Origin of the sequence: Phenylobacterium sp. (assembly GCF_030693405.1) — a bacterium.
Lineage (GTDB): Bacteria > Pseudomonadota > Alphaproteobacteria > Caulobacterales > Caulobacteraceae > Phenylobacterium.
This window is the reverse complement of the sequence record NZ_JAUYAW010000076.1, coordinates 1-24,353: the sequence shown is the minus strand read 5'-3', so window position 1 is coordinate 24,353 and position 24,353 is coordinate 1. Positions and strand designations below refer to the sequence as shown.

The 24,353-nt window shown below is 68.4% G+C and carries 22 protein-coding genes; 14 read left to right on the top strand and 8 right to left on the bottom strand.

Going from position 1 to position 24,353, the window contains the following annotated elements; all coding sequences use genetic code 11:
• The 4 genes from Q8N19_RS16275 to Q8N19_RS16260 form a co-directional block, all read left to right on the top strand.
• Window positions 1–718: APC family permease (locus Q8N19_RS16275; RefSeq protein WP_305592488.1), on the top strand; the 718-nt coding region annotated here is incomplete at its 5' end.
• The gene (locus Q8N19_RS16270) at window positions 718–1,656 is read left to right on the top strand and encodes an ornithine cyclodeaminase family protein (RefSeq protein ID WP_305592486.1); all 939 of its coding nucleotides are present in this window, start codon (window positions 718–720) and stop codon (window positions 1,654–1,656) included. The genes Q8N19_RS16275 and Q8N19_RS16270, both read left to right, overlap by 1 nt.
• A gap of 8 nt (window positions 1,657–1,664) precedes the next feature.
• Window positions 1,665–3,362, top strand: a complete 1,698-nt coding sequence (locus Q8N19_RS16265) for a hypothetical protein (protein ID WP_305592484.1) — start codon at window positions 1,665–1,667, stop codon at window positions 3,360–3,362.
• A gap of 109 nt (window positions 3,363–3,471) precedes the next feature.
• Window positions 3,472–4,089, top strand: a complete 618-nt coding sequence (locus Q8N19_RS16260; RefSeq protein WP_305592481.1) for a YceI family protein — start codon at window positions 3,472–3,474, stop codon at window positions 4,087–4,089.
• A gap of 45 nt (window positions 4,090–4,134) precedes the next feature.
• Here Q8N19_RS16260 and Q8N19_RS16255 read toward each other — a convergent pair whose 3' ends face one another.
• Window positions 4,135–6,159 carry an amidohydrolase family protein gene (locus tag Q8N19_RS16255; RefSeq protein WP_305592479.1) on the bottom strand — a complete coding sequence of 675 codons (2,025 nt, stop codon included), beginning with the start codon at window positions 6,157–6,159 and terminating at the stop codon, window positions 4,135–4,137.
• A gap of 9 nt (window positions 6,160–6,168) precedes the next feature.
• Window positions 6,169–7,707, bottom strand: a complete 1,539-nt coding sequence (locus tag Q8N19_RS16250) for a hypothetical protein (protein ID WP_305592477.1) — start codon at window positions 7,705–7,707, stop codon at window positions 6,169–6,171.
• Between the two features lie 245 nt (window positions 7,708–7,952).
• Here Q8N19_RS16250 and Q8N19_RS16245 point away from each other — a divergent pair, with 245 nt between their 5' ends.
• The 6 genes from Q8N19_RS16245 (at window position 7,953) to Q8N19_RS16220 (ending at window position 14,372) form a co-directional block, all read left to right on the top strand.
• The gene (locus Q8N19_RS16245; RefSeq protein WP_305592475.1) at window positions 7,953–9,392 is read left to right on the top strand and encodes a S10 family peptidase; all 1,440 of its coding nucleotides are present in this window, start codon (window positions 7,953–7,955) and stop codon (window positions 9,390–9,392) included.
• 84 nt (window positions 9,393–9,476) lie between these two features.
• A complete protein-coding gene (locus Q8N19_RS16240; RefSeq protein WP_305592473.1) occupies window positions 9,477–10,259 on the top strand; it encodes an enoyl-CoA hydratase-related protein in 783 nt (260 codons plus the stop codon).
• Window positions 10,260–10,318: 59 nt separating this feature from the next.
• Window positions 10,319–11,977 carry a choline dehydrogenase gene (locus Q8N19_RS16235; RefSeq protein ID WP_305592471.1) on the top strand — a complete coding sequence of 553 codons (1,659 nt, stop codon included), beginning with the start codon at window positions 10,319–10,321 and terminating at the stop codon, window positions 11,975–11,977.
• 26 nt (window positions 11,978–12,003) lie between these two features.
• On the top strand, window positions 12,004–12,954 hold the full coding sequence (locus tag Q8N19_RS16230; protein ID WP_305592469.1) for an aldo/keto reductase: 951 nt from the start codon (window positions 12,004–12,006) through the stop codon (window positions 12,952–12,954).
• A gap of 222 nt (window positions 12,955–13,176) precedes the next feature.
• Window positions 13,177–13,602 carry a nucleoside diphosphate kinase regulator gene (gene rnk / locus Q8N19_RS16225; RefSeq protein ID WP_305592467.1) on the top strand — a complete coding sequence of 142 codons (426 nt, stop codon included), beginning with the start codon at window positions 13,177–13,179 and terminating at the stop codon, window positions 13,600–13,602.
• 14 nt (window positions 13,603–13,616) lie between these two features.
• A complete protein-coding gene (locus tag Q8N19_RS16220; protein WP_305592465.1) occupies window positions 13,617–14,372 on the top strand; it encodes a sulfite exporter TauE/SafE family protein in 756 nt (251 codons plus the stop codon).
• A gap of 10 nt (window positions 14,373–14,382) precedes the next feature.
• On the opposite strand, the gene Q8N19_RS16215 is transcribed toward Q8N19_RS16220, so the two are convergent.
• Complete coding sequence (locus Q8N19_RS16215; RefSeq protein ID WP_305592463.1) at window positions 14,383–14,928, bottom strand: PAS domain-containing protein; 546 nt, start codon at window positions 14,926–14,928, stop codon at window positions 14,383–14,385.
• A gap of 174 nt (window positions 14,929–15,102) precedes the next feature.
• On the opposite strand from Q8N19_RS16215, the gene Q8N19_RS16210 reads away from it, so the two are divergent.
• Complete coding sequence (locus tag Q8N19_RS16210) at window positions 15,103–15,978, top strand: hypothetical protein (RefSeq protein ID WP_305592461.1); 876 nt, start codon at window positions 15,103–15,105, stop codon at window positions 15,976–15,978.
• A 12-nt stretch (window positions 15,979–15,990) separates the two neighbouring features.
• Here Q8N19_RS16210 and Q8N19_RS16205 read toward each other — a convergent pair whose 3' ends face one another.
• The 4 genes from Q8N19_RS16205 to hfaA all read right to left on the bottom strand — a co-directional run bounded on the left by Q8N19_RS16205 (window position 15,991) and on the right by hfaA (window position 21,567).
• Window positions 15,991–18,870: a pitrilysin family protein gene (locus Q8N19_RS16205; protein WP_305592459.1), complete on the bottom strand. Its 2,880-nt coding sequence runs from the start codon at window positions 18,868–18,870 to the stop codon at window positions 15,991–15,993.
• Between the two features lie 97 nt (window positions 18,871–18,967).
• Window positions 18,968–20,206 (bottom strand): holdfast anchor protein HfaD, encoded by a 1,239-nt coding sequence (gene hfaD, locus Q8N19_RS16200; protein ID WP_305592457.1) that lies wholly within the window; start codon window positions 20,204–20,206, stop codon window positions 18,968–18,970.
• Window positions 20,136–21,140 (bottom strand): holdfast anchoring protein HfaB, encoded by a 1,005-nt coding sequence (gene hfaB, locus Q8N19_RS16195; RefSeq protein WP_305592455.1) that lies wholly within the window; start codon window positions 21,138–21,140, stop codon window positions 20,136–20,138. Before hfaB ends, hfaD begins: the two co-directional genes overlap by 71 nt.
• Window positions 21,130–21,567, bottom strand: a complete 438-nt coding sequence (hfaA, locus tag Q8N19_RS16190; RefSeq protein WP_305592453.1) for a holdfast anchoring protein HfaA — start codon at window positions 21,565–21,567, stop codon at window positions 21,130–21,132. The genes hfaB and hfaA overlap by 11 nt, the downstream gene beginning before the upstream one ends.
• 148 nt (window positions 21,568–21,715) lie before the next feature.
• On the opposite strand from hfaA, the gene Q8N19_RS16185 reads away from it, so the two are divergent.
• The 3 genes from Q8N19_RS16185 (at window position 21,716) to Q8N19_RS16175 (ending at window position 23,521) form a co-directional block, all read left to right on the top strand.
• Window positions 21,716–22,393, top strand: a complete 678-nt coding sequence (locus Q8N19_RS16185) for a rhomboid family intramembrane serine protease (protein ID WP_305592451.1) — start codon at window positions 21,716–21,718, stop codon at window positions 22,391–22,393.
• Window positions 22,394–22,458: 65 nt separating this feature from the next.
• On the top strand, window positions 22,459–22,887 hold the full coding sequence (locus Q8N19_RS16180) for a CBS domain-containing protein (protein WP_305592449.1): 429 nt from the start codon (window positions 22,459–22,461) through the stop codon (window positions 22,885–22,887).
• A gap of 4 nt (window positions 22,888–22,891) precedes the next feature.
• Window positions 22,892–23,521, top strand: a complete 630-nt coding sequence (locus Q8N19_RS16175; protein WP_305592447.1) for a GNAT family N-acetyltransferase — start codon at window positions 22,892–22,894, stop codon at window positions 23,519–23,521.
• Here Q8N19_RS16175 and Q8N19_RS16170 read toward each other — a convergent pair.
• Window positions 23,434–23,901 carry an Rrf2 family transcriptional regulator gene (locus Q8N19_RS16170; protein WP_305592445.1) on the bottom strand — a complete coding sequence of 156 codons (468 nt, stop codon included), beginning with the start codon at window positions 23,899–23,901 and terminating at the stop codon, window positions 23,434–23,436. The genes Q8N19_RS16175 and Q8N19_RS16170 overlap by 88 nt on opposite strands.
• Window positions 23,902–24,353 lie beyond the last annotated feature (452 nt).

Sequence of the window (24,353 nt, the reverse complement as noted above, 5' to 3'; positions counted from 1 at the left end):
CCTCTTCTTCGGCATCGAGTCCTCCACCGAGATTGGCGATGAGGTGAAGAACCCCCGCCGGACCATCCCCCTGGGCCTGGCCCTTTCGATCCTGGCGGCGGTGGCGCTCTATATGATGGTGGCCGGCGTCACCATGGGCGTGCTGGGCGCCGATGCGTTGGGGGCGAGCGAGACGCCGCTGCTGGACGCCGCCGAGGTCTTCATGGGGCCGCTCGCCAAGCCGCTGATCGTCACCGCTGCGGTGGTGGCCATCGGCACCTCGATCAACTCCCTCTATCTGGGCTTCTCCCGCAATCTCTTCGCCATGGCCCGGGCCGGCATGCTGCCGACCGTCATGATGAAGGTGCATCCGCGCACCGGCGCGCCCTATGTGGCGCTCAGCGTCATCCTGGCGGGCGCGACCCTTGGCCTGGCCGCGCCGATGAACCTGACCGCGCTCTTCCTGGCGGTGAACATCCCGACCCTGTTGAAATATGCCGGGGTCAATCTGGCGGCCGCTGTCGTCGTGCGACGGCACCCCGAAATCTATGAGGCGGCGACGTTCCGCCTGTCGAAACCGGCCACCGTCTTCTGGGCCTATGCCGGTACGCTGATGGCCCTGCTCGTCGCCCTGCTGGGTCTGGGCGCCGACTGGACGCCCTATGCGGCGCTGGCCGTCTGGGCGGTGCTGGGAACGGGTTATTACCTCGCCTTCGTTCGCCAGCGTGAAGCGGTCTGATGCGGGTCATCGGCCAGGACGAGGTCCGAGCGCGGCTGACCTTTGAGGTCTGCATCCCCATCATGCGCCAGGCTATGATCGCGTTTTCCAGGGGGGAGACCCGCCAGCTGCTGCGCAGCATCATCCCCCTGGACCAGGGCCGCATGTTCGGGGTCATGCCCGGCGCCCTGGGGGAGCGGGCCTGTTTCGGCGCCAAGCTGGTCAGCGTGTTTCCAGAGAACTTCGCCCTGGGCCGACAGTCCCACCAGGGCGTGGTGGTCCTGTTCGATGGGGAGAGCGGCGTTCCCATCTGCGTGGCCCATGCCGGCGAGATCACGGCCATCCGCACCGCTGCCGCCAGTGCGGCGGCCACCGACGCCCTGGCCCGGCCTGAGGCTCATCGCCTGGCTCTGCTGGGCTATGGCGAGCAGGCCAGGACCCACCTTCGGGCCATATCCCGGGTGCGCGCGCTGAGCGATGTGCGCGTCTGGGGACGGGACTTCGGCCGGGCCCAGGCCTTCGCCGCCGAAATGTCCGTCGAGACCGGCCTGCGGGTGCGCGCCGTTGCGGGCGCGCAGGCCGCGGTGGAGGAGGCCGACATCATCTGCACGCTCACCAGTTCCAAGACGCCGGTCTTGCTGGGCGCCTGGGTCGCGCCTGGCGCGCACCTCAATCTGGTCGGCTCGAGCTATGCGGGCCCTGTGGAGGTTGATCATGACCAGGTGCTTCGCGCCCGGCTGATCGCCGACAGCCGCGAGGGCGTCCTGGCCCAGGGCGCCGAGGTGCTGGCCGCCAAGGCCGCGGGCCTGATCGACGACGCTCATGTGGTGGGCGAGATCGGCGAGGTGTTCGACGGCCGTCTGGCCGGCCGCCAGTCCCCCGACCAGATCACCGCCTACAAGTCCCTGGGACACATTGTGCAGGACCTGGCCAGCGCCCAGGCCCTGATGGAGCGCTAGAGTTTCCTATGAATGTCAGGTCCCTGATCCTCGCCGCGGCGGTGTCTCTCTGTGGCCTTCCCGCCGCCGCCGCCGAGCCCGCGGCGCTCACCGTGCGCATCGCGCCGGGGCCGATGGATGAGGCCCGCGGGCTCGGTCATGTGGACATCACCCTGACCCTGTCCGACCTCGACGCCGCGGCGGGCGATGTGCTGGTCAGCCTGCCGATCGTCATCGCCAATACCGAGACGGTGGCCGAGCACCTGATTGGGCTTTCCGCCCGGGACGATCAGGGGAGCGTTCCTCTGCAGGTGCGCGATGATCCCGAGGCCCTGGTCTATGCGCGCCACTGGCTGGCCGGACGGGCTGTGAAGGGTGATCTGGTGGTCAGCTATCGCGCCCCCATCGACAACACCCCGCCGCGGCGAGGGTCGGGTCCGCCCTATCAGCTGCGCACCGAAGGCGGCGGCTTTTCAGCGGTGGGCAACACCTTCCTGCTGACGCCCCCGGACGGCCGCGACTATCAGGTCGCCATCGACTGGGATCTCAGCGCCATGGGGCCTGGCGCGACGGCCACCTCGAGCTGGGGAGAGGGGGATGCGGTCCTGCCCGGCGCGGGCTCGGCCGACCGACTTTGGTCGGGCGTCTTCATGGCTGGTCCCATGACGCGCTTTCCGGCAAAGCCACAGAACAACGGCTTTTCCGCCGCCTGGCTCGGGACCCCGCCCTTTGATCCGGCGCCGCTCATGGCCTGGACCGAAACCCTTCACACCTGGATGAGCGACTTCTTCCAGGAGACCGACGAGCCGCCCTACCGGGTCTTCCTGCGGTTCAATCCGATCAACGCCGGCGGTGGGGCGGCGCTCACCAACTCGTTCCTCACCACCTATGGCCAGGCGACGACGGCCGAGAGCATCAAAGGCACGCTGGCCCACGAGATGATCCACACCTGGACCTCGCTGGGTCCTGGCCAATGGTATTCCGAGGGCAATGCGGTCTTCTATCAGGCGCAGCTGCCCTGGCGGGCGGGGCTGATCTCCACCGAGGACTATCTGCAGGACATCAACGACACCGCCCGGCGTTATTACACCAACGCGCTCAACGACACGCCCAACGACCAGATCGCCGCCCGTTTCTGGGAGGACACCCGGGTCCGGACCCTGCCTTACGACCGGGGCGGGCTGTACTTCGCAGTGCTGAACGATCGCATCCGCAAGGCCTCAGCCGGTCAGCGGTCGGTGGATGACCTGATCCTGGCCATGATCGCCCGGCGCCGGGCGGGCCTGCCGGTGACCGAGGCTGACTGGGAGGACCTGGTGGTCGCCGAGCTGGGAGAGGCCGGCGGCCAGCTCACCGCCGACATGCTGGCCGGTGGTCTGATGCTGCCGGAATCAGACGCATTTAGCCCCTGTTTTGCGCGAATAACCCGCCCTTTTCGCCGCTTTGAGCTGGGGTTTGAACCCCGGTCCCTGGTGGGTCACGTCAAGACCATCGCCGGGCTCATGCCGGGCTCAGAGGCCGACAAGGCCGGCCTCAGAAACGGCGATGTGGTGACCTATGCGGTGGCCATGGATTCTGTGCAGGGCGATCCCGACCGCACCCTGACCCTGCAGGTGACGCGGGACGGGAAGACCTTCCCCATCACCTATCTCCCCCGGGGCGAGTGGGTGGAGGCCTACCAGTGGACCCGCAAGCCCGAGGTTCCGGAGGCCGCCTGCCGGCCGTAACGGCCTTGTGGGCGCCGCAGGCTTCGACCTTGGCGCGGGCGACCTCTATGCTTACCTCCGCAAGCTGGCCGCCAAGCGCGCTGGCCAAGGCATTTTTTAGAGGTCGATCATGAAATCCCACCTACTGGCCGCTGTGGCGGCGATTGTCCTGGCCTCGCCCGTCATGGCCCAGGCGCCGGCCATGCCCGGCCAGCCCGAAGCCGCCCGCGTTGTGGCCGGCAGCTACAAGGTCGACACCAACCACACCCAGGTCGTCTGGTCGGTGGACCATATGGGCTTCTCGACCCTCTATGGGATGGTCGGTGAGATGACCGGGACCCTGAACCTGGATCCGGCCAACCTGTCGGCCGCCAGCCTGTCGATCGACATCCCCCTGTCGGGTCTGACCGTCACCTCTGAGGGCTTTGGCAAGCACCTGGCCTCGGCTGACTTCTTCGAGGTGGAGAAGTTCCCCACCGCCAAGTTCGTCTCGACCTCGGTGGTCGCCAACGGCAATGAGGCGAAGATCACCGGCGATCTGACCCTGCATGGCGTCACCAAGCCGGTGGTGCTGGACGCCAAGCTGATGGGCGCCGGGGCCAACCCCATGAACAAGGCCCAGACGGTCGGCTTCACCGCCACCTCGACCCTGAAGCGCAGCGACTTCGGCCTGGGCTACGCCGCCCCGGTGGTCTCTGATGAGGTCGAGCTGAAGATCACGGCGGCCTTCGAACTGGCCGCGTCCTAAGGACGCCGCCCGGCCGCCTCCACGAGGGACGGCCGGGCGCTACGCCTACTGCGCCGGGGTGACCGGCGGCGGGGCCGCGAACGGCTTCACATTGAGGTGGTCGTAGATTTCGGCCGGGTAATAGGCCACCCCGCCGACCATGGTCATGCGCACCTGGCGGATGTCGCTGATGTCGGTGGTGGGGTCGCCCTCCACCAGGATCAGGTCGGCCAGCTTGCCGCGGGCGATGGAGCCCAGCTCGTGATCGCGGCCGAAATAGCGTTCGGCGTCCAGGGTCGCCAGACGCAGGGTCTTGGCCGGCGAAATCCCCGCCTTCACATAGACCTCCAGCTCCCGATGGACCGAGAACCCCGTGCCGTCGTCGGTGCCGGGCAGCAGCTGGACATTGTTGTCATCCAACAGCTTGAGCACCTCCAGCACCTTGCCGAAGCCCGCCTGATAGGCCGCGTCGGTTTCGTACTGGCCCTCGCCCAGGGTCACGAAGGAGCGCTTGCGATAGCGCTGATAGGCCACCGGCACGTGGTCGAAATAGGGGGCGTCGGCCGGGTGCACCTGGCCTGATCGGCTGAGCATCAGCCGCTCCAGGATCATGGCGGTAGTGTCCAGCGCCTTGCCGTTCTCGCTCATATAGCGGACGGTCGAGAGCACGCGTTCGGAGGTCAGATCGAGGTCTGACGCCCGCGCCATCCCCGTCAGCCGCAGGGGCGTGCGGGTGTCTTCCTCCGGGTCGAGGATCCAGCCCAGCATCAGCTGATTGATGTGGGCGATGTCGTCATAGCCGTCCATCAGGACCCGGTCGGGATTGGAGAAGGCCGGCACGTGACCGGTGACGCCCATGCCCAGGCGCCGGGCCTCGGCCGCCAGGGGACCCACCCAATCGGGGTTCATCGAGTTGTAGATCTTGATCTGCCAGTAGCCGCGCTCGGCGTACCAGCGGACGTTTTCCAGGCCTTCCTCCAGGGTCTCCGGGATGAAGCCATGGCGGGCGGAATAGGGGCTGCGACCTTCCAGGAAGCCGTTGCGCACGATGCGCGGACCGGCCAGTTCGCCGGACTCCAGACCTTCGACCATGCCCATCAGGCGGTCATTGTCATTGCCCTGGTCCCGCGTCGCGGTGACCCCGGCGGCTAGATAGAACAGGTTGGAGGCGAGCGAGGTGTGGGAATGCATGTCGTGCAGGCCCGGCATCAGGGTCCCGCCCTGGCCGTCGATCACCACCTGGCCCTCCGGGGCCGGTCCGTCCGTCTCCGGCTGGACGCTGGTGATCCGGTCGCCAAAGACGACCACGGCAGACAGCGGGCCGCGGGTCATGGTCTCGGGGTCGAAGATCCGGACATTGCGGATGCGCACCGGGGTGTCGAACCGGTGGGCGAGCTTGGCCTGGGCGGCCTTGGCCTGGTCGAGTGAGATGTCCTGGGCCAGGGCGCTGAGCTCATCCAGGTGCGCCTCATAGCCTTCCCGGATCAGGCCGCCCCCCAGGACGCCGAAAAGGTCGCCGCGGGCGTCCACCATCACGTAGCTGGGGGTCAGATCGACGCCCGACAGTTCATAGACGGTCAGCTTCACCGCCGCAGACCCCTTGCCCAGGGTGATCTTGCGGACCTCCTGCAGGCGCATGGTCCCCGACGGCAGGGCGGGCAGGGTCTGGCCGGGCGCCCTGAGCAGCGCCTTGACGTATTGGCCAAGGATCCAGGGGCTGCCGTCATTGGGCACATAGAGGACGGGGCCTGAAACCTCCGTCTGGCCCTCGTCCGCCTGGCTGACCCACTGGGCCGCGCCGCCCTGGCGGCTGAAGGTCTCCCGCACCGGGCTGCCGAACAGGGAGGAGCCTTCGATAGACCAATTCACCGGGGCGCCCGAGGCGTCCACGGTGATCTGCTCGCGGGCCTTGGGGCCGCGGCCGTTATTGTCGATGGCGAAGTCGACTGAGGTGGTGGCGCCGTCCACCTCGGCCACCAGATGGCCGACCTTCTCGCCCCCTGCCATGGCGACAAAGCGATGGGTGGCGGCTTCCGCGGCGCCGGCGAAGGCGACGAGGGCGGCCAGAAGGAGGGGGCGAACAAGCATCATCTTGAAGTCCTACCAGTTGCGGCAGAGATCGTCGGGGACGTCGGTTTGACGCACCCATTCATAGCGATCGACAGGGCCGCGGCCTTCGATCTCATAGGTCTTGTCCCGGCGGGTGAAGCAGGGGCCAAAGGCGTTCGGATGGGGGGCGAAGCCCTCGCCGCGCAGGATGCGCGCCTCGAACTCCTCACGGGCGGCCGGGCCGATCTCAGCGCCGATCAGGGCGACCCAGGCGGCGTGGTCGAAGGTCTGGCCGGCCTGGCGGGCCTCGAACATGGGACGCAGCACCGTATCCAGTGTGCGGGTCCCGCTCGAGCGCTCACGGATTCGGGCGTCCAGGTCTGCGAAATAGAAGGCGCCGCGGTGATAGGGGATGTGGCGGATGTTCCCGTCGGCGAAGCCCACCGCGACAATCTCCTGCGCGCTGAGATTCTGGGCGGCCAGGCCATAGAGCGCCTGGGCGGAATGATTGATGTGCGCCCCGTAGGCGTCCACGGAGTCTAGCTCGCCGCGCAGCATCATCAGGCGGGTATAGTGGGTGGTCAGGCCTTCGGTGAACCAGCTGGTGACCCCTTGCGGCCCTTCGATCCCGCCGACCCACATGTGGACCATCTCATGGACCAGGGTCTCCCGTGGGGAGGCCGCCGTCTCGCCCTCAGCCAGGGCGCAGCGGGAATACATGAAGGAGGCGCCGAGCGCCGTGCCGCCGCCACAGGGCGCGCCGTCGACGAAACGCAGGAAAACCCGGTAGGGCGGGACGGGATCGAGATAGCCGAAGGCCTCGCCCAGATAGGTGTAGGCCTCGGCCGCCCAGGCCATTTCGGCGGCCGCATCAAAGGGCGCCCGGCCAAGCCAGCTGGCGCTGAATCCGGCGCTCTGGCCTGCGCCCACATAGCGGCCGAAGGGACCGGCCATGTACCAGCCCTGCATCAGGCGCGAGGGCGGGCCGTCCACCCGCGTGTCGCCCTCGCCGAAACTGGTCCTGGCGCCGGACCCGGCCGGCAGGTCAGACAGGTCCCAGCTCAGCTGTGCGTGCGAGGTCTGAGCGCCGCGGGGGAGGAGCAGAAAGCCGGAGCCCGCGCCGCTCAGCCCGCCCCCTGAAGCGCGCAGGTCAAAGGGCGGGCCGCCCCGGCCGCCGGGCGCCCGCACCCGGGCCAGGTAGGCGACCTCGACCTGACCCGACACTGGGCGCTCGGCCTTCCAATGGCGAAAGTGCGGGAAGCCGCCGGGATGGGGCGGGTCATCGAGCGTGGTGAAGGCGATCGGGCCCGAGGCGTCGGTCGCCGAGAGGATCTCGATCCGATCAGCCACGCCCTCGACCCCCGCATAGGTGATGGGCGCGGTCAGGTCGAAGGCCGACCCGGCGGGCAGGGTGAGACGCCAACGGACCCCCAAGGCGTCGACCTCGGCGTCGCCCCCGGTGACCGGCCTCAAGGTGATCTCAAACGGTGCGGGGTCTTCCGCCGCCAGACCGGGCGAGGTGACCAGGCCGATGGCCAGGGTCGCCAGCAGGGCGGCCACGCCACGACGCCAGGCCAGCATGCCGTTCATCCGCCCCTCCGCCGCCGGCCCCAGATCTCCAGGGGTGAACTCTAGCGGCAAGGCCCCGCATAGTGCTTGCGTTGTCCCGGTCAGCCCGGCGGCTGGCGCATAGTTCATGCGCCACCTCCGCCGGCCAGCGGCGAACCCCGGCTGATCGAGGTTCGATCCGCCGCACAACGAAATGCTTTTCTTCAGGCCAGCGCATAGGCTGATCGCCAAGAGCCCCCAACCTGATCCCCGCCCGCGAGGCCTGCATGCTGCGACAGATCCTGGTCACCCTCGCCCTGGCCATCAGCCTGAGCGGCGCGGCGCTGGCTGAGGCGCCGCCGGCCCCGGCGGTTACGGTCCACAACGGTGTCTTCAACGGCCAGGCCGTGGCCTACCGGGCGCATGTGGAAGCCTGGCGGGTCAGCCCGGGCGAGGGCGAGCCCAGCGGCCAGATCATCACCACCAGCTATGTGCGGACCGATGTCCCGTCCGGTCCGCGCCCGGTCATCTTCCTGTTCAATGGCGGCCCTGGCGCCTCGACCACCCCGCTGCACTTTGGCGCCTTCGGACCCAAGCGGCGGCTGGGGGAGGGGGCCGAGCAGCGGATGGTCGACAATCCCGACAGCCCGCTGGACGCCGCCGACCTGGTGTTCATCGATCCGGTGGGGACGGGCTACAGCCGTCCGCTCAGCGAGGGCCAGGGCCAGGCCTTCTGGACGCCTGACGGGGACGCGCTGTCGGTCAAGGCGGTGATCGCCGACTGGCTGAAGGCCCATGGCCGGGAGACCTCGCCGCGCCATGTGCTGGGCCAGAGCTATGGCACGACCCGGGCGGCGCTGATCGCCCACCACGGGGCGAACCTGAAGCTGGACGGGGTGCTGCTGTTTGCCCTGGTGGCCCGGCCGCCGGGCTTCGAGATGCCCTATGTCACGACCCTGCCAAGCTTCGCCGCCAGCGCCTGGAGCCATGGCCGCATCCCCCGGGAGGGCCGGACGGCGCAGGAGGTCTATGAGGCCGCCGTCGTATTCGCCCGCACCGACTATGTGCGCGCCCTGATCGCTGGGGCCAGTTTGCCAGAGGATGAGAAGCGGGCGGTGGCGCAGGCCATGTCCGACCTGATCGGCCTGCCGACCGAGCTGATCCTGGAGAAGAACCTGCGGCTTAGCCGCGCTGACTTCTATCTCAACCTGCTCAAGGACCAGGGCATGCGCACCGGCCAACTGGACACCCGCGCCACCCGGCCCCTGGATGCGCCGGCTCAGCGGCCCCCCTATGACGATCCAGGCCTCAGCTACACGCCGCCGCGGCCGGCTGGCGCGGTCACGGGCCAGTTGCCGGCTTCAACCGCAGGCCTGAGCGCGGTGGAGTCCTACTTCAAGGAGCACCTGGGCTTTGCGACCCCGGAGACCTACGAGGCGCTGAACCTGGAGGTCAACGCCGCCTGGACCTGGGGGCGGGGGGAGGACGAGGCCAACCAGCGGCTGGCTGAGGCCATGGTCGCAAACCCCAGACTGCGGGTCTTCTGGGCCGCAGGCCTGTATGACCTCAGCACGCCCGCCTATGCCGGCCGCTACATGCTCGACCAGGCCGGCGTGCCGGCCGAGCGGCTGACGGCGGCCCTGTTCGCCAGCGGCCATTCGGTATTCGTCGATCCCGAGGGCCTGACGAGGTTGAGCGCGGCGGTGCGGACCTTCGTCGCCCCCTGAGGACGCCTGGGTTTTCCGTCGAATGGCTTGACGGACGCAGGGGCGCCCTGGGGAAGGTACTTCCAAACACGACGGGAGGACGCCATGGCCTACGACTTTATCTCCGTAGAGCGGGACGGGCCGGTGACGGTGGTCACGCTGAACCGGCCTGAGGTGATGAACGCCCTGCATTCGCCGGCTCATCACGAGCTACACGCGGCCTTCGACGCCTTCGCCGCCGATCCCGACCAGTGGGTGGCCATCGTCACCGGGGCGGGCGAGCGGGCCTTCTCGGCCGGCAACGATCTGAAGCATCAGGCGACCGGCGGCGGCATGGGCCTGCCCGCCTCAGGGTTCGCCGGCCTCACCGAGCGGTTCGACCTGACCAAGCCGCTGATCGCGGCGGTCAACGGGGTGGCCATGGGCGGCGGCTTTGAGATCGCGCTGGCCTGCGACCTGATCATCGCCGCCGAGACCGCCACCTTCGCCCTGCCCGAGCCTCGCGTCGGCCTGGCGGCCCTGGCCGGGGGTCTGCACCGACTGCCGCGCCAGATCGGCGAGAAGCAGGCCATGGGCATGATCCTCACCGGTCGGCGGGTGAGCGCGGCGGAGGGCCGCGAACTGGGCTTCGTCAACGAGGTGGTTCCGGCCGCCGATCTGATGACGGCGGCCAGGCGTTGGGCCGCGCAGATCTGCGAGCTCTCGCCCATGTCGATCCGCGCCTCGAAGGAGGCGGTGTTCAAGGGGCTGGATGAGCCAAGCTTGGCCGCGGCCATGGCCGCCCAGATGCGCTATCCGGCGATTTCGGCCATGCTGCGGTCCGAGGACTTCAAGGAGGGGCCGATGGCCTTCGCCCAGAAGCGGCCGCCGCAATGGAAGGGCCGCTAGGTCCTAGATTTCAAGTCAGGGCGTAAGCCCGAAGAAGACGCGTTTTGGGGAGGGCGGTCATGGACCGGTACGACTACATCATCATCGGCGCAGGCTCGGCGGGCTGCGTGCTCGCCAACCGGCTCAGCGAAAACCCGGCCACCAAGGTCCTGTTGCTGGAGGCCGGCGGCCGCGACAACTCCCTCATGGTCAAGATGCCGGCCGGGGTCGGCGGGCTGATAGGCAAGGAGGGGCCGCACAACTGGGGCTTCTGGACCGAGGCCGAGCCCCACCTGAACGACCGCAAGCTGTGGTGGCCGCGGGGCCGCGGCTGGGGCGGATCGTCCTCGATCAACGGCATGATCTATATCCGCGGCCATGCCCGGGACTATGACCAGTGGCGCCAGATGGGCCTGTCGGGCTGGTCCTATGCCGAGGTGCTGCCCTATTTCAAACGCTCTGAAGCCCTGGAGGGCGGCGGCGACGCCTGGCACGGGGGTGATGGGCCGCTGAAGGTGTCCAAGGCCTCTTCGCCCAATCCGATCTATGCGGCGACCATCGAAGCCGGCCGTCAGGCGGGCCACCCGATCACCAAAGATTTCAACGGCTTCCAGCAGGAAGGCTGGGGTCCCTATCAGCTGACCATCCATGACGGCCAGCGCTGGAGCGCCGCCCGCGGCTACCTGCATCCGGCCCTGAAGCGGCCGAACCTGACCTGTCTGACCGGCGCACGGACCACCCGCATCATCATCGAGAACGGGCGCGCGGTCGGCGTCGAGTACATGGACGACAAGACCAAGGCCAAGACCATCGTCCACGCGAACTCCGAGGTCCTGCTCTGCGCCGGCGCCGTGCAGTCGCCGCAGATCCTGCAGCTGTCGGGCATCGGCGATTCCGAGGAACTGGCCGCTCACGGCATTCCACTGGTGCATGAGCTGAAGGGCGTCGGCGCCAATCTGCAGGACCACCTGGACGTGACCCTGTCCTGGGAGTGCCCGCAGCCGATCACCGCCTATTCCATGCGCAAGGGCCTGATCAAGACGCTCGGCGTGGGCATGAACTACGTCTTCTTCAACAAGGGCCCGGGGCGCCAGCAGTTCCTGGAATCGGGCGCCTTCCTGCGCTCGCGGCCGGACCTGGATCGGCCCGACCTGCAGATCCACTGCGTGCTGGCCATCATGCAGGACCACGGCAAGGTGGCTGTGGCCAAGGACGGCTTCACCTTCCACGTCTGCCAGTTGCGTCCGGAAAGCCGTGGGCGGGTCGGCCTGCGCTCGGCCGATCCGATGGATCATCCGGCCATCTTCGCCAACTACCTGGCCACCGAGGAGGACCGCCGCGCCATCCGCGAGGGGGTCAAGATGATGCGCGATGTCGCCCGTCAGGCAGCGCTTGATCCCTATCGCGGGCCGGAATACTCGCCGGGCGAGGCGGTGCAGACCGACGAGGAAATCGACGCCTGGATCAAGCGGACCTCGGAAACCATCTACCACCCGGTGGGCACCTGTAAGATGGGCGCCGACGGGGACGCCATGGCGGTGGTCGACGCCGAGCTGAAGGTCCGGGGCCTGACCGGCCTGCGGGTCATCGACGCCTCGGTCATGCCGACCCTGGTGGGGGGCAACACCAATGCGCCAACCATCATGATCGCCGAGAAGGCTTCGGATATGATCCTCGGGCGCCCGGCCCTGCTCCCTGAGGAGGCGCCGGTTTACGAGGACGGTCAGCAGGCCGCCTGATCACATAACGAGAGGGAGGCCCGCTCATGCAGCTGCGCAGACTGGGACGTTCGGACCTGAAGATCGCCCCGCTGATGCTGGGGACCAACGTCTTTGGCTGGACGGCCGATGAGAGGACCTCCTTCTCTATACTCGACGCCTTTGTCGACGCCGGCTTCAACGCCGTCGACACCGCCGATGTCTATTCCCGCTGGTCTCCGGCCGGGGCCGGCGCCTCGGAGACGGTGATCGGGAACTGGCTGGCTCAAGGCGGCCGGCGCGACCGGATCGTCCTGGCCACCAAGGTCGGGATGGAGATGGGCGAGGGGATGAAAGGGCTTTCGGCCGCCTATATCGAACAGGCGGTGGAGGCTTCGCTCAAGCGGCTGAAGACCGACTATATCGACCTCTATCAATCGCACCGGGACGACGCCGACACCCCGCTGGCCGAAACGGCTGAGGCCTATGGCCGGCTGATCAAGGCCGGCAAGGTCCGGGTGGTGGGCTCGTCCAACTTCACCGCCGAGCGGCTGAAGTCGGCGGTCGACGCCGCAGCGAGCGCCGGCGTCCCGCGCTATGAGAGCGAACAGCCGCTCTACAACCTCTATGACCGGACGGGCTTCGAGGGCGCGCTGCAGACGCTGTGCATCAATGAAGAGATCGGCGTCATCCCCTTCTACGGCCTGGCCAGCGGCTTCCTGACCGGCAAGTACCGGACCGAAGCCGACCTCTCCAAAAGCCCCCGGGGCGGCGGCGCGAAGAAGTACATGACGCCGCGCGGCATGCGGATCCTGGGCGCCCTGGACGAGGTGGCTAGCAGCCATGGGGCGACGCCCGCCCAGGTGGCCCTGGCCTGGGTGATGGCCCAGCCGGGCCTCACGGCCCCCATCGCCAGCGCCACCAGCGTGACCCAGCTGCAGGAGCTGATGGGCGCGGCGCAGCTGTCGCTCAGCGCAGAGGATCTCAAGGCCCTGGACGGGGCGAGCGCGCCGGAGTGAGCCTCGGTTGACTTCACTGGGGCTTGGTGGCCTTGCTGGCCCCATGTTGAGCGCACGTGCAAATCGGATCCGGATCCGGGGGAAGGACCTCGCGGCAGGCTTCCAGCCCCGGGCTCGTGCTGCGCGTCAGCTGAGTCCGGGGACATCGCCGCGTCATTGAGATCCGGATGGGCAGGAGGCCGATCTGGTCTCCCATTCCATTCCAAATCCGGATGCTACGCCATGACAGCCCGATCTGCGGCCGCTTCACGCCCCGCCATCATCCTCACAGAGACCGACGCCGACCGGATCACCGATCTGGCCCTGGGGGCGATGCAACGCGCCCCTGAGGTCGCCCGCCTCCTGCTGGAGGAGGTGGAGCGGGCGGAGGTTCGATCCCCTAGCGAGACGCCAGGCGACGTCGTCGGCATGGGCGCGCGGGTGGAGTTCGTGGATCAGGCGCACGGGGAGACCCGCGCCGTGACCCTGGTCTATCCGGCCGAGGCTGACATCGCTGCCGGGCGAATCTCGATCCTGAGCCCCGTGGGGGCTGGCCTGCTTGGCCTGCGACCCGGCCAGTCCATCCAGTGGCCGGATCGGGACGGGCGAGAGCGGGCGCTGCGGGTGGTCAGCGTCCGACCGGCGGACGGCCCGGTGAGCCCGGCCTGAGGCTTGCGCGCGCCATGCTGACCGACCCGCTCTTCTACGCCCTCGCCATCCCGGCCGTGATCCTGCTGGGGTTGGCCAAGGGCGGGTTCGCCGGCGTGGGCGCCATTTCCCTGCCGCTCCTGGCCCTTGCCATTTCGCCGGTGCAGGCCGCGGCCATCCTGCTGCCGGTGCTGATCCTGCAGGATGTGGTGGGCGTCTGGGCGTTTCGGCGCAGCTGGGACCGGGCGATCCTGATGTTGATGATCCCGTCGGCGGCGGTGGGGATCGTGCTGGGCTATCTGCTGGCGGCTCAGGTCTCGACCACCGCGGTGCTGGCGGTGCTGGGCGCCATCAGCATCGTCTTCGCCCTGCACCGGCTGTGGCTGGCTAGGGGCGGCGGGGTTCAGGCGCCCAAGGATGCGCCCCTGGCGCTGGGCGCCTTGTTGGGCGCGGCCTCAGGCTTCACCAGCCAGATCGCCCATGCTGGTCAGCCGCCGTTCCAGATGTGGGTGTTGCCCAAGAATCTGAGCCCGCCGGTCCTGGTGGGAACCACGGCGATCTTCTTTGCGGTGATCAACTGGATCAAGGTCCCGGCCTATCTGGCGCTGGGCCAGTTCACGGCCCAGAACCTGATGACGGCGGCCGTGCTCGCCCCCCTGGCCATCGCCTCGACCTTCGCAGGCGTCTGGCTGGTGCGGCGGATCAAGGCTGAGCAGTTCTACACCGCCATCTATGTCCTGATGATCCTGGTGGGCGCTCAGCTCCTGTGGAAGGCCCTAGGGACAGGCTGAGCCTGAGCGCTTAGGCGATCCGGCGCCCGTCGATGGCCGCCAGCCGCAGGCGCGGGGCTTCCTCATTGGCCGGACCGCCCTTGCGGATGTCTTCAAGGGAGAAGCTGAGCACGGGCTTTTCCCGCAGGCGGGCGACCATGGTCAGGGGCTGATAGAGGCCCAGGAACCGGTCAGGGCCGTTCTCGGGGCCGGCCAGGGGGGCGAACAGCATCTCCATGCCGATGGCCACGCCGTCGGCATGGGCCTTGGCGGTGACGACGATGGGCTCGGGGCGGCGGCGCGCCATCTCCAGGGCCGTCTGCAGGTCCATGCGGTCCTTGGCCCCGAACAGGGACAGCGCGTTCTGCTGACGCAGATCGCGCTGGTGCAGCTCAGTGACGAGACCGCCGGCCAGACGGATCGGATAGATGCCCGAACACACCCGGCCCAGCATGACGACCTGGGGCAGGAGGTCGGCAAAATCGGCGGGGCTGATCGAGGTGCGCGGCGGCGGCGCGCCCGGACGCGCCCGGGTTCGCCAATAGTCTATCAACCGTTCCGTGTTTGGATGGCACATCGACATCGCTGCGCGGCTCCCATCGCGGCCGAGATTGACCGCATGGGGCTTGCAGAAGGATTCGGGCCAGGCCGCCGTTGTCTCCATCCGGGACAGCCACGCCGCATCGCCTCCCGATCGGGGGTCTGCGGCCTGAAATTTGCAGGGCTCGTCAGTAGAGAGTTGGAGGCCGACATGGCGCCGCAAAAGACCCTGCTTGGCTTGACCCTCGGGCTTGGCCTGTTCCTGCTGGCTGGGGCTGCGCCGGAGCGCGCCGTGGCCGGCGACCCGTCACCCGCCTGCTGCACGCCGCCTCCGCCCCCCTGCTGCAAGCCACCCCCGCCGCCTCCGCTCCCGCCGAAGCCGCCCTGCTGCGCGCCGCCGGGGCATGGGGTGAAGGTCCCCAGCGTCAATGTGGTGGTGGCGCCCACCGTCGTGGTCAACGCCAGCGCCAGCGCCACGGTGAACGCCTCGGCTCGGGCCGGCGCCGGGGCCGGCGGCGGTTCAGCGGTCTATTACGGCGGCGGCGGCGGCGGTTACTCGCCCCCCATGGCGACTGGCGTGATTCAGGGTCTTAACGTGGAAGGCGCGCGTCGCATGAAGCGCACCGCCTATCAGGCGACCCGCTCGGCCACCCGCCGGGTGGTGATCCAGGCCGTCTGCATCGACGACCGCCAGACCCCCCATCCCGCCGCCCAGCTATTCCCGGAACGCGATGTTCGCGACATCTTTGACGGCGAACTCTATCGCTGCGTGGCCGGCGCCCGCCTGCAGGTGACCATCGCCGAGTTTTCCGGCCAGGTGGACTTCTCCGGCGGCCAGACCCTGGTCTGCGCCAAGGGCGAGGCCCTCTATCACGCCCCGGGCGGTCAGGTGACCTGCCGGCCCCAGAAGGCGGCGCGAGACTGCCATGAGCGCTCGCTGCTGCGTCGCTTCGGCGCCGGGGTGAAGATCCTGACCATGGTCTCCACCGAGACCTACACCGCCTATCGCGAGGAAGAGGAATACTCGGAGTCGTCCTCCTCCATGGCGCTGAGCCTCGACGGCGGCGTCGGCGGCACGGTCTACTAGGGACCAACCGATCTACTCTTCCGGAACGACCTCGATCTTCCAGGCGGTGTCCGGACGCAGGATGCGTTCGGCGGCGCGCTGGACGTCTTCGGCGGTGACCCGCTCGGTGCCGGGGATGACGGCGCGGATGGCGTCGAGCCGGCGCGGATCGGCCTGGCCGCCGGAGAGTTCGCTCAGCCAGTAGCCGTTGGTGACCCGCGCCCGGGCGATCCGTTCCAGCCGTGGCTGTCGGGCGCGCTCCAGCTCGTCGGCTTCAACAGGCGTGGTGCGCAGGTCTGCGGCGATCTCCGCCACATCGGCGAAGAAGGCGTCCAGGCCCGCCGGCGGGATCTCCACGCTGGCCGACATGTAGCCCCAGCCTTCCCACACATAGGAGTGGTTGTAGTTGACCGAGGGGGAGTAGGTGGCGCCCTGGCTTTCGCGCAGTTCTTCGGTCAGCCGTAGCCGCAGGATTTCCCCCAGCACGGCCGCCTCCCGGGCGGCTTGCGGATCAGCAAAGAAGTCGGTGCTGGGCCAGGCCACATAGCCGATCGACTGATCGTCGCGACCCTTGTGGGTCCGCCGCAGGGGTGCAGGCGGCGCGGCCGGGAAGGCGACGCCGCTGGTCTGGGCGGCGGCGGTGCGTTCCGGCCGCGGGGGCAGGGCGCCCAGGGTCTGGGCCACGGCCTCGGTCGCCTTCTCCACAGTAGTGTCGCCGATGATCACCACCTCGATGGGGGCATTGCCGAGAGGGGCCAGCTGGCCCCGCAGGTCCTCAAGGCGGGCGTCGGCGATCTCTTCCTTGGAGGGGAAGGTCCAGCGACGGTCGCCAGCGTGCAGCAGTCCGGCGAGATCGCGCGACAGCACGCCGTTGGCGGTGGCCTCATACTGTTCATGGATGGTGGCGCCGGCCGCCTGGATGCGGGCGAAGGCTTCTCCGCGCCAGGCCGGGTCGGTGAGATAGGCGCCCATGACCTGCATCTGGACGTCCAGGTCTTCAGGCCGCGTCTCGCCCGACAGGGTGAAGGCCTCGTCGCTCACCCGCAGGCGCAGGCCATAGACCCGGGAGGCCAGCACCCGCTCCATGTCTTCGGCGGTGATCTGACCCAGGCCACCCTCGGCGAAGGCCTGAGCCGCCCAGGCCAGGCTCTGGGCGTCGGCGGGCAGGCTTTGCAGGCCATCGCCCACATTGACCGAGATCAGGATTTCATCGTCCTGGAAGCGGGTCGGCTTGACCGTCAGGCGCACGCCGTTCTCGAACCGGATGAAGACCGTATCCAGGTCGGCGATCTCACGGGTCTCGACGACCTTTCCGGGCGTCCCGAAGCTGGCATAGGGCCATTCCAGCTGGGCCAGGGCCTCAGGCGGGCTGACCGGGTTGGCGCGGGAGGTCTCATAGGCGGCGAGCACCGCAGCTTCGCCACCCTCAATAGGGGTCGGGCTGGCCAGGAAGATCAGCGGACCCTGGCCCTGGAAGGCCTGGGCCAAAACCCGCGACACGGCCGACGCCTCCAGGCCGTCGACGGCGGCGTCGAACAGGGCGAGATCATCGGCCGGACTGGTGACCACCTGGTCCTGGGCGGTGGCGCCCAGAATCTGTTGCGCCAGGGCAGACGGCCTGCGGGTGGCGGCGCCCGCCACATTGGCCTGCAACCGCGCGCGATACTCGGCGATCTCCCGGTCCAGCTCATCCTGGCGCACGCCATGCTGAAGGAGCCGCCGCTGTTCGGCCTCGATGGCGCTGAGCGCCTCGCGCCAGCGCCCTTGCTGGGCGTTGGCCAGGATGCTGGTCGTCTCGGCCGCGCCGAACTCGTCATTGACGAAGGCGCCCGCCCCCAGGAAGGGCGGATCAGAGGCCCGCGCCAGCGCCGAAAGCCGCCGGTTCAGGACGGAGAAGCCCAGTTGCTCGACCACCTCGCCGCGGCGACGGGCCTGGGAGTCCGGGCGCTCATCAGGGGCGCGGACCCAGGCCATCTGCAGGGCGGCCTGCACGCCGGGCTCCACGGCGACCCTGGCCTCCAGGCCACGGGGGGGGATCTGGCCAAGATCAGGATCATCTCCGGCCGGGCCCTCGACGGTCCAGCCGCCAAAGGCCTCGATGATCTGGGCCTCCATGGCGTCCACGTCGAAATCGCCGGCGGCCACCAGCAGGGTCCGCTCGGGCCGGTAATAGGCCTGGTAGAAGTCCCGAATGGCCGAGGCCGGGGCGGTGCGCAGGACCTCCACATCGCCGATGGGATAGCGGTCGTTCAGACGCTGATCCTTGAGCAGGAAGGCCAGCCGGCTCTTGTACAGGCGGTAGGGCGGGGTATCGCGGGCCCGTTCCTCCGAGAGAACAATGCCCCGCTCGCGATCGACGGCGTCCTGGGCGATCAGCAGGTTCATCGCGGTTTCCCGCAGCAGCATCAGGCTGGTGGAGACGGTCTCGGCGTCGGTGCGCGGCAGGTCCAGCTTGTAGATGGTCTCATCAAACCCGGTGGAGGCGTTGGTGTCGGCGCCGAAGGCCAGGCCCAGACGCTCCAGGATCTTGATCATCTCCCCTTCCGGCACGGCCTCAGAGCCGTTGAAGGCCATGTGCTCAAGGAAGTGGGCCAGTCCCTGCTGGTCGTCGCGCTCCATCAGGGAGCCGGCGTCGATCCGGAGGCGCAGGGCCGCCTGGCCCTCGGGGATGGTCTGGCGACGGATGGCGTAGCGCATGCCGTTGGGCAGGGTCCCGAAGCGGATCTCGGGATCGGGCGCCACGTCGGTGATGGCCTGGGGCCACTGTCCCGGCTCGAGGCTGGCCCTGGCCTGAGGCTGGGCCACAGCGCCTGAGGGCGACGCGGTCTGAGCCTTGAGGGGAGCCGCACCGGCGAAGCCGGCAAGGGCGAGAGCGACGATAAGCGCAAGCGCCGCTCGCGGGGAACCGATCATTGAGACGTCCGCAGATCACCAGAACAGCGCTCACCATCGCCGCCGGATGGGGCGAGGGCAAGGCGCGAGCGCGGCGAAGGGCGGGCGAGCCCTCTGACTAGTGCGCGCTGGGGCGGCTCACATAGTAGGTGGCGGTGTTGCCCACGGCCGTGGCGACGCCGGTGGCCGAGCGGGCGTAGCCGGACACGGTCACCGAGGTGGAGGCGCCCACATCGGCGTTGTTGACCTGCTGGCTGGTGGCGACCAAGCGTCCGTCGCAATCGCTGCAGACATAGCCGGTGGCCGCATTGCCGATGGCCGTGGCGTTGGCCGAGGCGTCATAGCCCTCTGCGCCGGTGAAGTCGGCGACCACCTCGACGCCGCCGCCGTCGTTCAGCTGAACGGCGTCGATCACCGTCTCTGACCCAAGATTGCCGGCCAGGAAAGAATTGCCCACCCCGTAGGCGATGCTGGCGGCCGAGCCGAACTGATAGGCCGAGGCGCCGGTCTGGGCCCGCACATAGGCCTGATTGTGCTGATCGCTGGTCACGTCCAGCAGTCCGCCCTCGTTGTAGAGGTGGATGTTGTCGCCGGTGGCGGTCGCGCTGGTGGTGCTGAGATAGGCGTTGCCATGCGCGGTGAACTGGCTGGCCTGCGTCATGGCCGCGGCATTGGTCTGGTTGATGATGTAGCGCTCGGCCGAGCCGTAGCCGCCTGAACTGGTCACATTGGTCCCGGTGGCGGCGCCGACGAAGGTCGCCGCGCCGTCCACATAGCCGTAGGTCCCACCGCCATCGGCCACGACATCGGCCTGATTGGTCTGGTTCACCCGGGCGCCGACGGCGCTGGAGCTGGCGCCGAACCCTTGGCTCGCGCCAATGGCCTGCGTCGAGGCGGTGACGTCGCCCACATCGGCGCCCGGCGCCTCCACATGGCTGTGGCTGTAGATCCGCCCAGGCCCGGTCTGCTGGTTGTAGACCCCGCTCAGCGTGCCGCCATAGATGTTGGACTCCGACGTCACCCCGGTTGCGGTGGTGGACAGGGCGGTGACGGCGCCGGAGCTCACCGCCGCATCGAGGCGGGTGTCGGCGGTGACGTTCGCCTGCAGATTCTGGTTGGCGCGGACGTCCAGGGTGACGCCATCAGCCGAACCGTTGAACGCCGCGCCGGTGGCCGTGGTCACCGCCGTGGTCGCCTCAGTGATCTCGACCACGTTCAGGGTCTGGCCGGAGAAGATGTCCCCGGTCTGAACCTGGTCGCTGACGATGACGCTGTCGTAGGTCTGGCTAGTAGCGGCCGCGGACGTCAGAATCGCGATGGACGTTCCAGCGATTAGGCTCTTCACGAGTCTGCGCATTGTTGGTCCCCAGATTGTTGTAGGCCGGGACATAGGCGCCGGTGATCCCCACCGTGCTCCCGCCCAGGGGGTCGGACGAGAGGCAGGCCTGAGGACCGGGCATGCCGTAGAGGTTGGCGCTCATCTCGATAACCGCCCGCTCCACCAGGGAGCGCACCGCCAGCTGCATGGGCTCGAGCGCGCCGGTGCCTGCGGAGATGTCGAACACATTCCCGCCGAGGAAGTCGAACAGGCCCACGCCCACTTCGCGGCCGATCACCTGTTTCTGGTAGGAGATGACGTCCACCACTTCGAGGGTGCGGGTGTTGATGAGCCGCAGGTCCAGGCCGATGTTCATGATGAACAGACGACCGCGAACATTGCCCTTGAGGTCCTGCGGATCGGGATCGCCGGCCCCGACATCGAAGCCGGAGGAGCGGATGTTGAAGTTCAGCTCCGTCAGGCCGCCGGCCACATAGAAGTCCGAGCCGGGGACCTGGCCGGCCAGGATGCGGCGATACTCCGCCGGCATGTTGGGGGCGGGGTTCGGCTGGTCGGAGATCAGCTTGTTGTTGGCGTATTTGAGCTCGAGCTCCGACACCGAGGTGTCGAACCGCTCGACCAGCGGCATGCCGGCCTTGGCGAAGGCCGACATGGCCATCAGCGAGGCGCCCTGGGTGATCTTGCGGCCGCTGCCGTCAGACTCGGTCTTGCCCGTATAGTCGGCGATCCGGCCCACGGCGATGCGCGGGGCGGTCAGGTTCGAGGTGCGGGCGTAGCCGGCCAGGCAGACCAGGGCCGTGGAATAGGGGGTCGGATTGGCGGTCACCGGCGCGCTGCCGATGGGGCGGCTGTAATTGCCGCCGGGGCCGGCCACCGGGGTGGCGCAGGCCGACAGGGTGAGCGCCAGGGCGCTGAGCGCGCCGCCGAGCCGCAGGGTCTGACTACTGGGCATCGCCGACCCCGCCAGACGTCATCTGGGTTCCGGCCGAGACATTGCCGTTGTTCACCTGGGTCGAGTTGACGATGACCGTGTTGTAGTTGCCCTGGGTCACCACCACGAGATTGTTGCCGATGGCGCTTGAGCCTCCGGAGCTGGCGCCGACGCCGGCATAGGCGTCAGCCGAGCCCCAGGAGCGGCTGAAGGAGGACTGGTCTTCGCCGGTCAGGATCAGGCCGTCGACGATGACGCGGTTGCCGTTGGCGTCGCGGGTGGACACATCCACCGGATGGTTCTCACTGCCCGCATATCGACCCCATCCGGCGTTGAAATCCGCGGAGTTGGTGGTCATCTGCTGCGCCTGGGCGGCGCCTGAGCCGGCAAGGCTCGCAACGATGGCGGCGAGCCAGGCGGCTGGGCGGACGGGAGTGACGAGGGCCATGGGCTGGCGGTCTCCGGGGACAGGGCGCGGGATTCATTAAGCAAACCACGTGCCAAACTTGGACGCCGGCCTATCTAGGGGGGCTAACCCTCGCGATTTCGTTAAGGCTGACGGCCTATTGGCCTGAACGCCGCAGGAGGACGCACTTTTGGCAGATCACCGCGAGCCCATTTTCAAGGCGCCCTGGCCGGCCATGGTGCTGGTCGGGGCAATCCTCGGGGCCTTTGGGCTGCAGGTCTTTGTTGTGGGGGAGGCGGCCTATCAGCGCTTCGGCTTCTCGCCCGCGGCCTATGAGGCCGGCGCGCAGTTTGGTCTGGTGAGCGCGCTCTTTGTCCATGGCGGGCTGATGCACGCGGGCATGAACGCGGCCGGCGCCCTGGCCTTCGGCAGTCCGACCGCCCGGCTGTTTGGCCTGCGGGCGAGCGGCGCGGCGATCTTCTTCGCCTATTATCTGGCCTGTGGGGCGCTAGCCAACCTCGCCTTCGCCAAGCTGCATCCGGGCGAGGAGATCCTTCTGGTCGGCGCGTCTGGCGCGGTGTTTGGCCTGATTGGGGCGGCGACCCGCATCCTGGCCGGCGCAGGGCGGCTCGCGCCCCTGTTCGATTCCCGTGTGCTGTTCATGAGCGCGGCCTGGATTGGTCTCAATCTGATGATCGCCGTCCTCGGCTTCGCGCCCGGGCTGGATGGGGCGGTGGCCTGGGAGGCGCATATTGCTGGCTTTCTGGCCGGTCTCTTCCTGGTGGGGCCGGCCGCCTGGCTGGCCCGGCGCCTGTCGCCGCCGGCCGAGGTCCCGCCGGATCCGGCCCCGCTGGACCCGCCCATCTGAGCGATTGCCAGAACCGGCGTTATGCGACAGGCTGATCTCCTAGGGGATGAGGGAGAAAACGACCTATGCTTGTGTCCCAGATCCTGAAGACCAAGGGCGACCTGGTCTTCACCGTGACGCCCAACGACTCCGTCAGTTCAGTCTCGGCCCTGCTCCACGCCCGCCGCGTCGGCGCCCTTGTGGTGGTGGACAATGGGCGGGTGGTCGGGATTGTCTCTGAACGCGACGTGGTCCGCATCGTCGCCGAGCAGGGGGCCTCGGCCCTGGACCGGCCTATTTCCGGTTGCATGACCAGCGATGTCCTGTTCGCTACGCCGGGCGAGACCGTCGACGCCCTGCTCGAGCGGATGACCGACCGCCGGGTCCGCCATCTGCCGATCTGCCAGGACGACAAGCTGTTGGGCATTGTCTCCATCGGCGACCTGGTGAAGCACAAGATCTCCGAAGTGGTCGCCGAGGCCGACGGCCTGAAGGCCTATATCGCCGCCGGCTGACCGGGTGAGTGTTCCGCATCTGGAGGGGGAGGGGGTCAGCATCCGGCCCCAGCGCCCAGCAGACATCGAGGATTGCTGCCGCCTCTATCAGGAGATCGGCTGGGATGAGCCGGGGCTCAGCCCGTCGGTCGCCCGCGCGCAGCGCCAGGCTTGGCTGGACTGGGCTATCCGCAATGAGGCGCAGCTGGCCGCCCTGCATCAGCCGCCCTATGGGGATCGGGTGATCTGTGACGCCGATGGGGCGTTCGCCGGCATGATCGGCATTGTGCCCAGGCTGGAGCCCTTCGGCCGGCTACCGAGCCAGGGCGGCGATCCCGCTGCCCGCCTCAGCCCCGAGGTCGGGCTGTTCTGGGCGCTGCGGCCAGCCTGGCAGGGGCGGGGCCTGGCCACCGCTGCGGCGAAACTTCTGTCAGACTGGATGTTCGCGGTGCTGGGCCTGCAGCGCATCGTGGCCGGAACCGAGTATGGGAACGCCGCCTCTATCGCCGTCATGCGGCGGCTGGACATGCGGCTCGAGCGCAACCCCAGTCCAGAGCCGCCGTGGTTTCAGATTTCCGGCAGTCTTGAGGCCCCTAAGGCCGAGGAGCGGAATACTTCGCCGCCCGGGCCGGCCACGGCGTCGGCCAGGCTATAGGCTTCCAGCACGCTTGCTGTGGCGTCCCGGGCGCGCAGGAGCGCCTCGCGTAGGGTGCAGGTTGCTAGATCAGTGCAGTCCTCACACTTGCGGAAGGCGGTGCGGCTGACGCAAGGGGCCAGCGCAAGCGGGCCTTCCATAACCCGGATAACCTCAGCGAAAGCGATCTCTGACGCGGGTCTCGCCAGGATATAGCCGCCGAACTTGCCGCGTCGGCTAACCACCAGCCGGTGCCGGGATAACTCTAGTAGGATGGCCTCCAGGAACTTGCGCGGCGCATCAGCCCGTAGGGCCAGTTCCCCAGAGGTCAGTTGGGCGCCCTCCACCCGGGCTAGCTCCACCAGGGCCCGCAGGGCGTATCTTGTCTTCTGCGACAGCATCTGCGCCCGCGCCTCCTCTGCGCGCCACTTCCTCTTAGGGAGTCTACCGTCCACCGGGCAAGGCGCTCTGCGGCGGCGGCCGGCTGCATTGACTCCGAAGGGCGTGCTGCCTAGATAGTCCGCTCCGGCCGCGACGCCGGTGCGAAACGGTCGGCAGCCGAAAGGCTCTTGACCTTTTCTTCATCGGTCGCTAGCTTCCGGTCCTTCAATCGAATCGCTGCGGACAAATGAGGGCAGCCCCTCGGCGGCCCGAAGTGATTTTTGCGCCAAATTCCTCCGGGAAGATGACGCAAAGAAAGTCCGAAAGGATCGATTGACACTCTCGGGGGTGGCGACTAGATACGCCGCTCCTCGCCGCCGACGGATTGGTTGGCGGGGCTGGCGGAAGCCGGTTTGGTCTTTGACATTGTTGAATTGGAAAGAGAAACGCAGGCGGCGGTGTTCTGGCGATG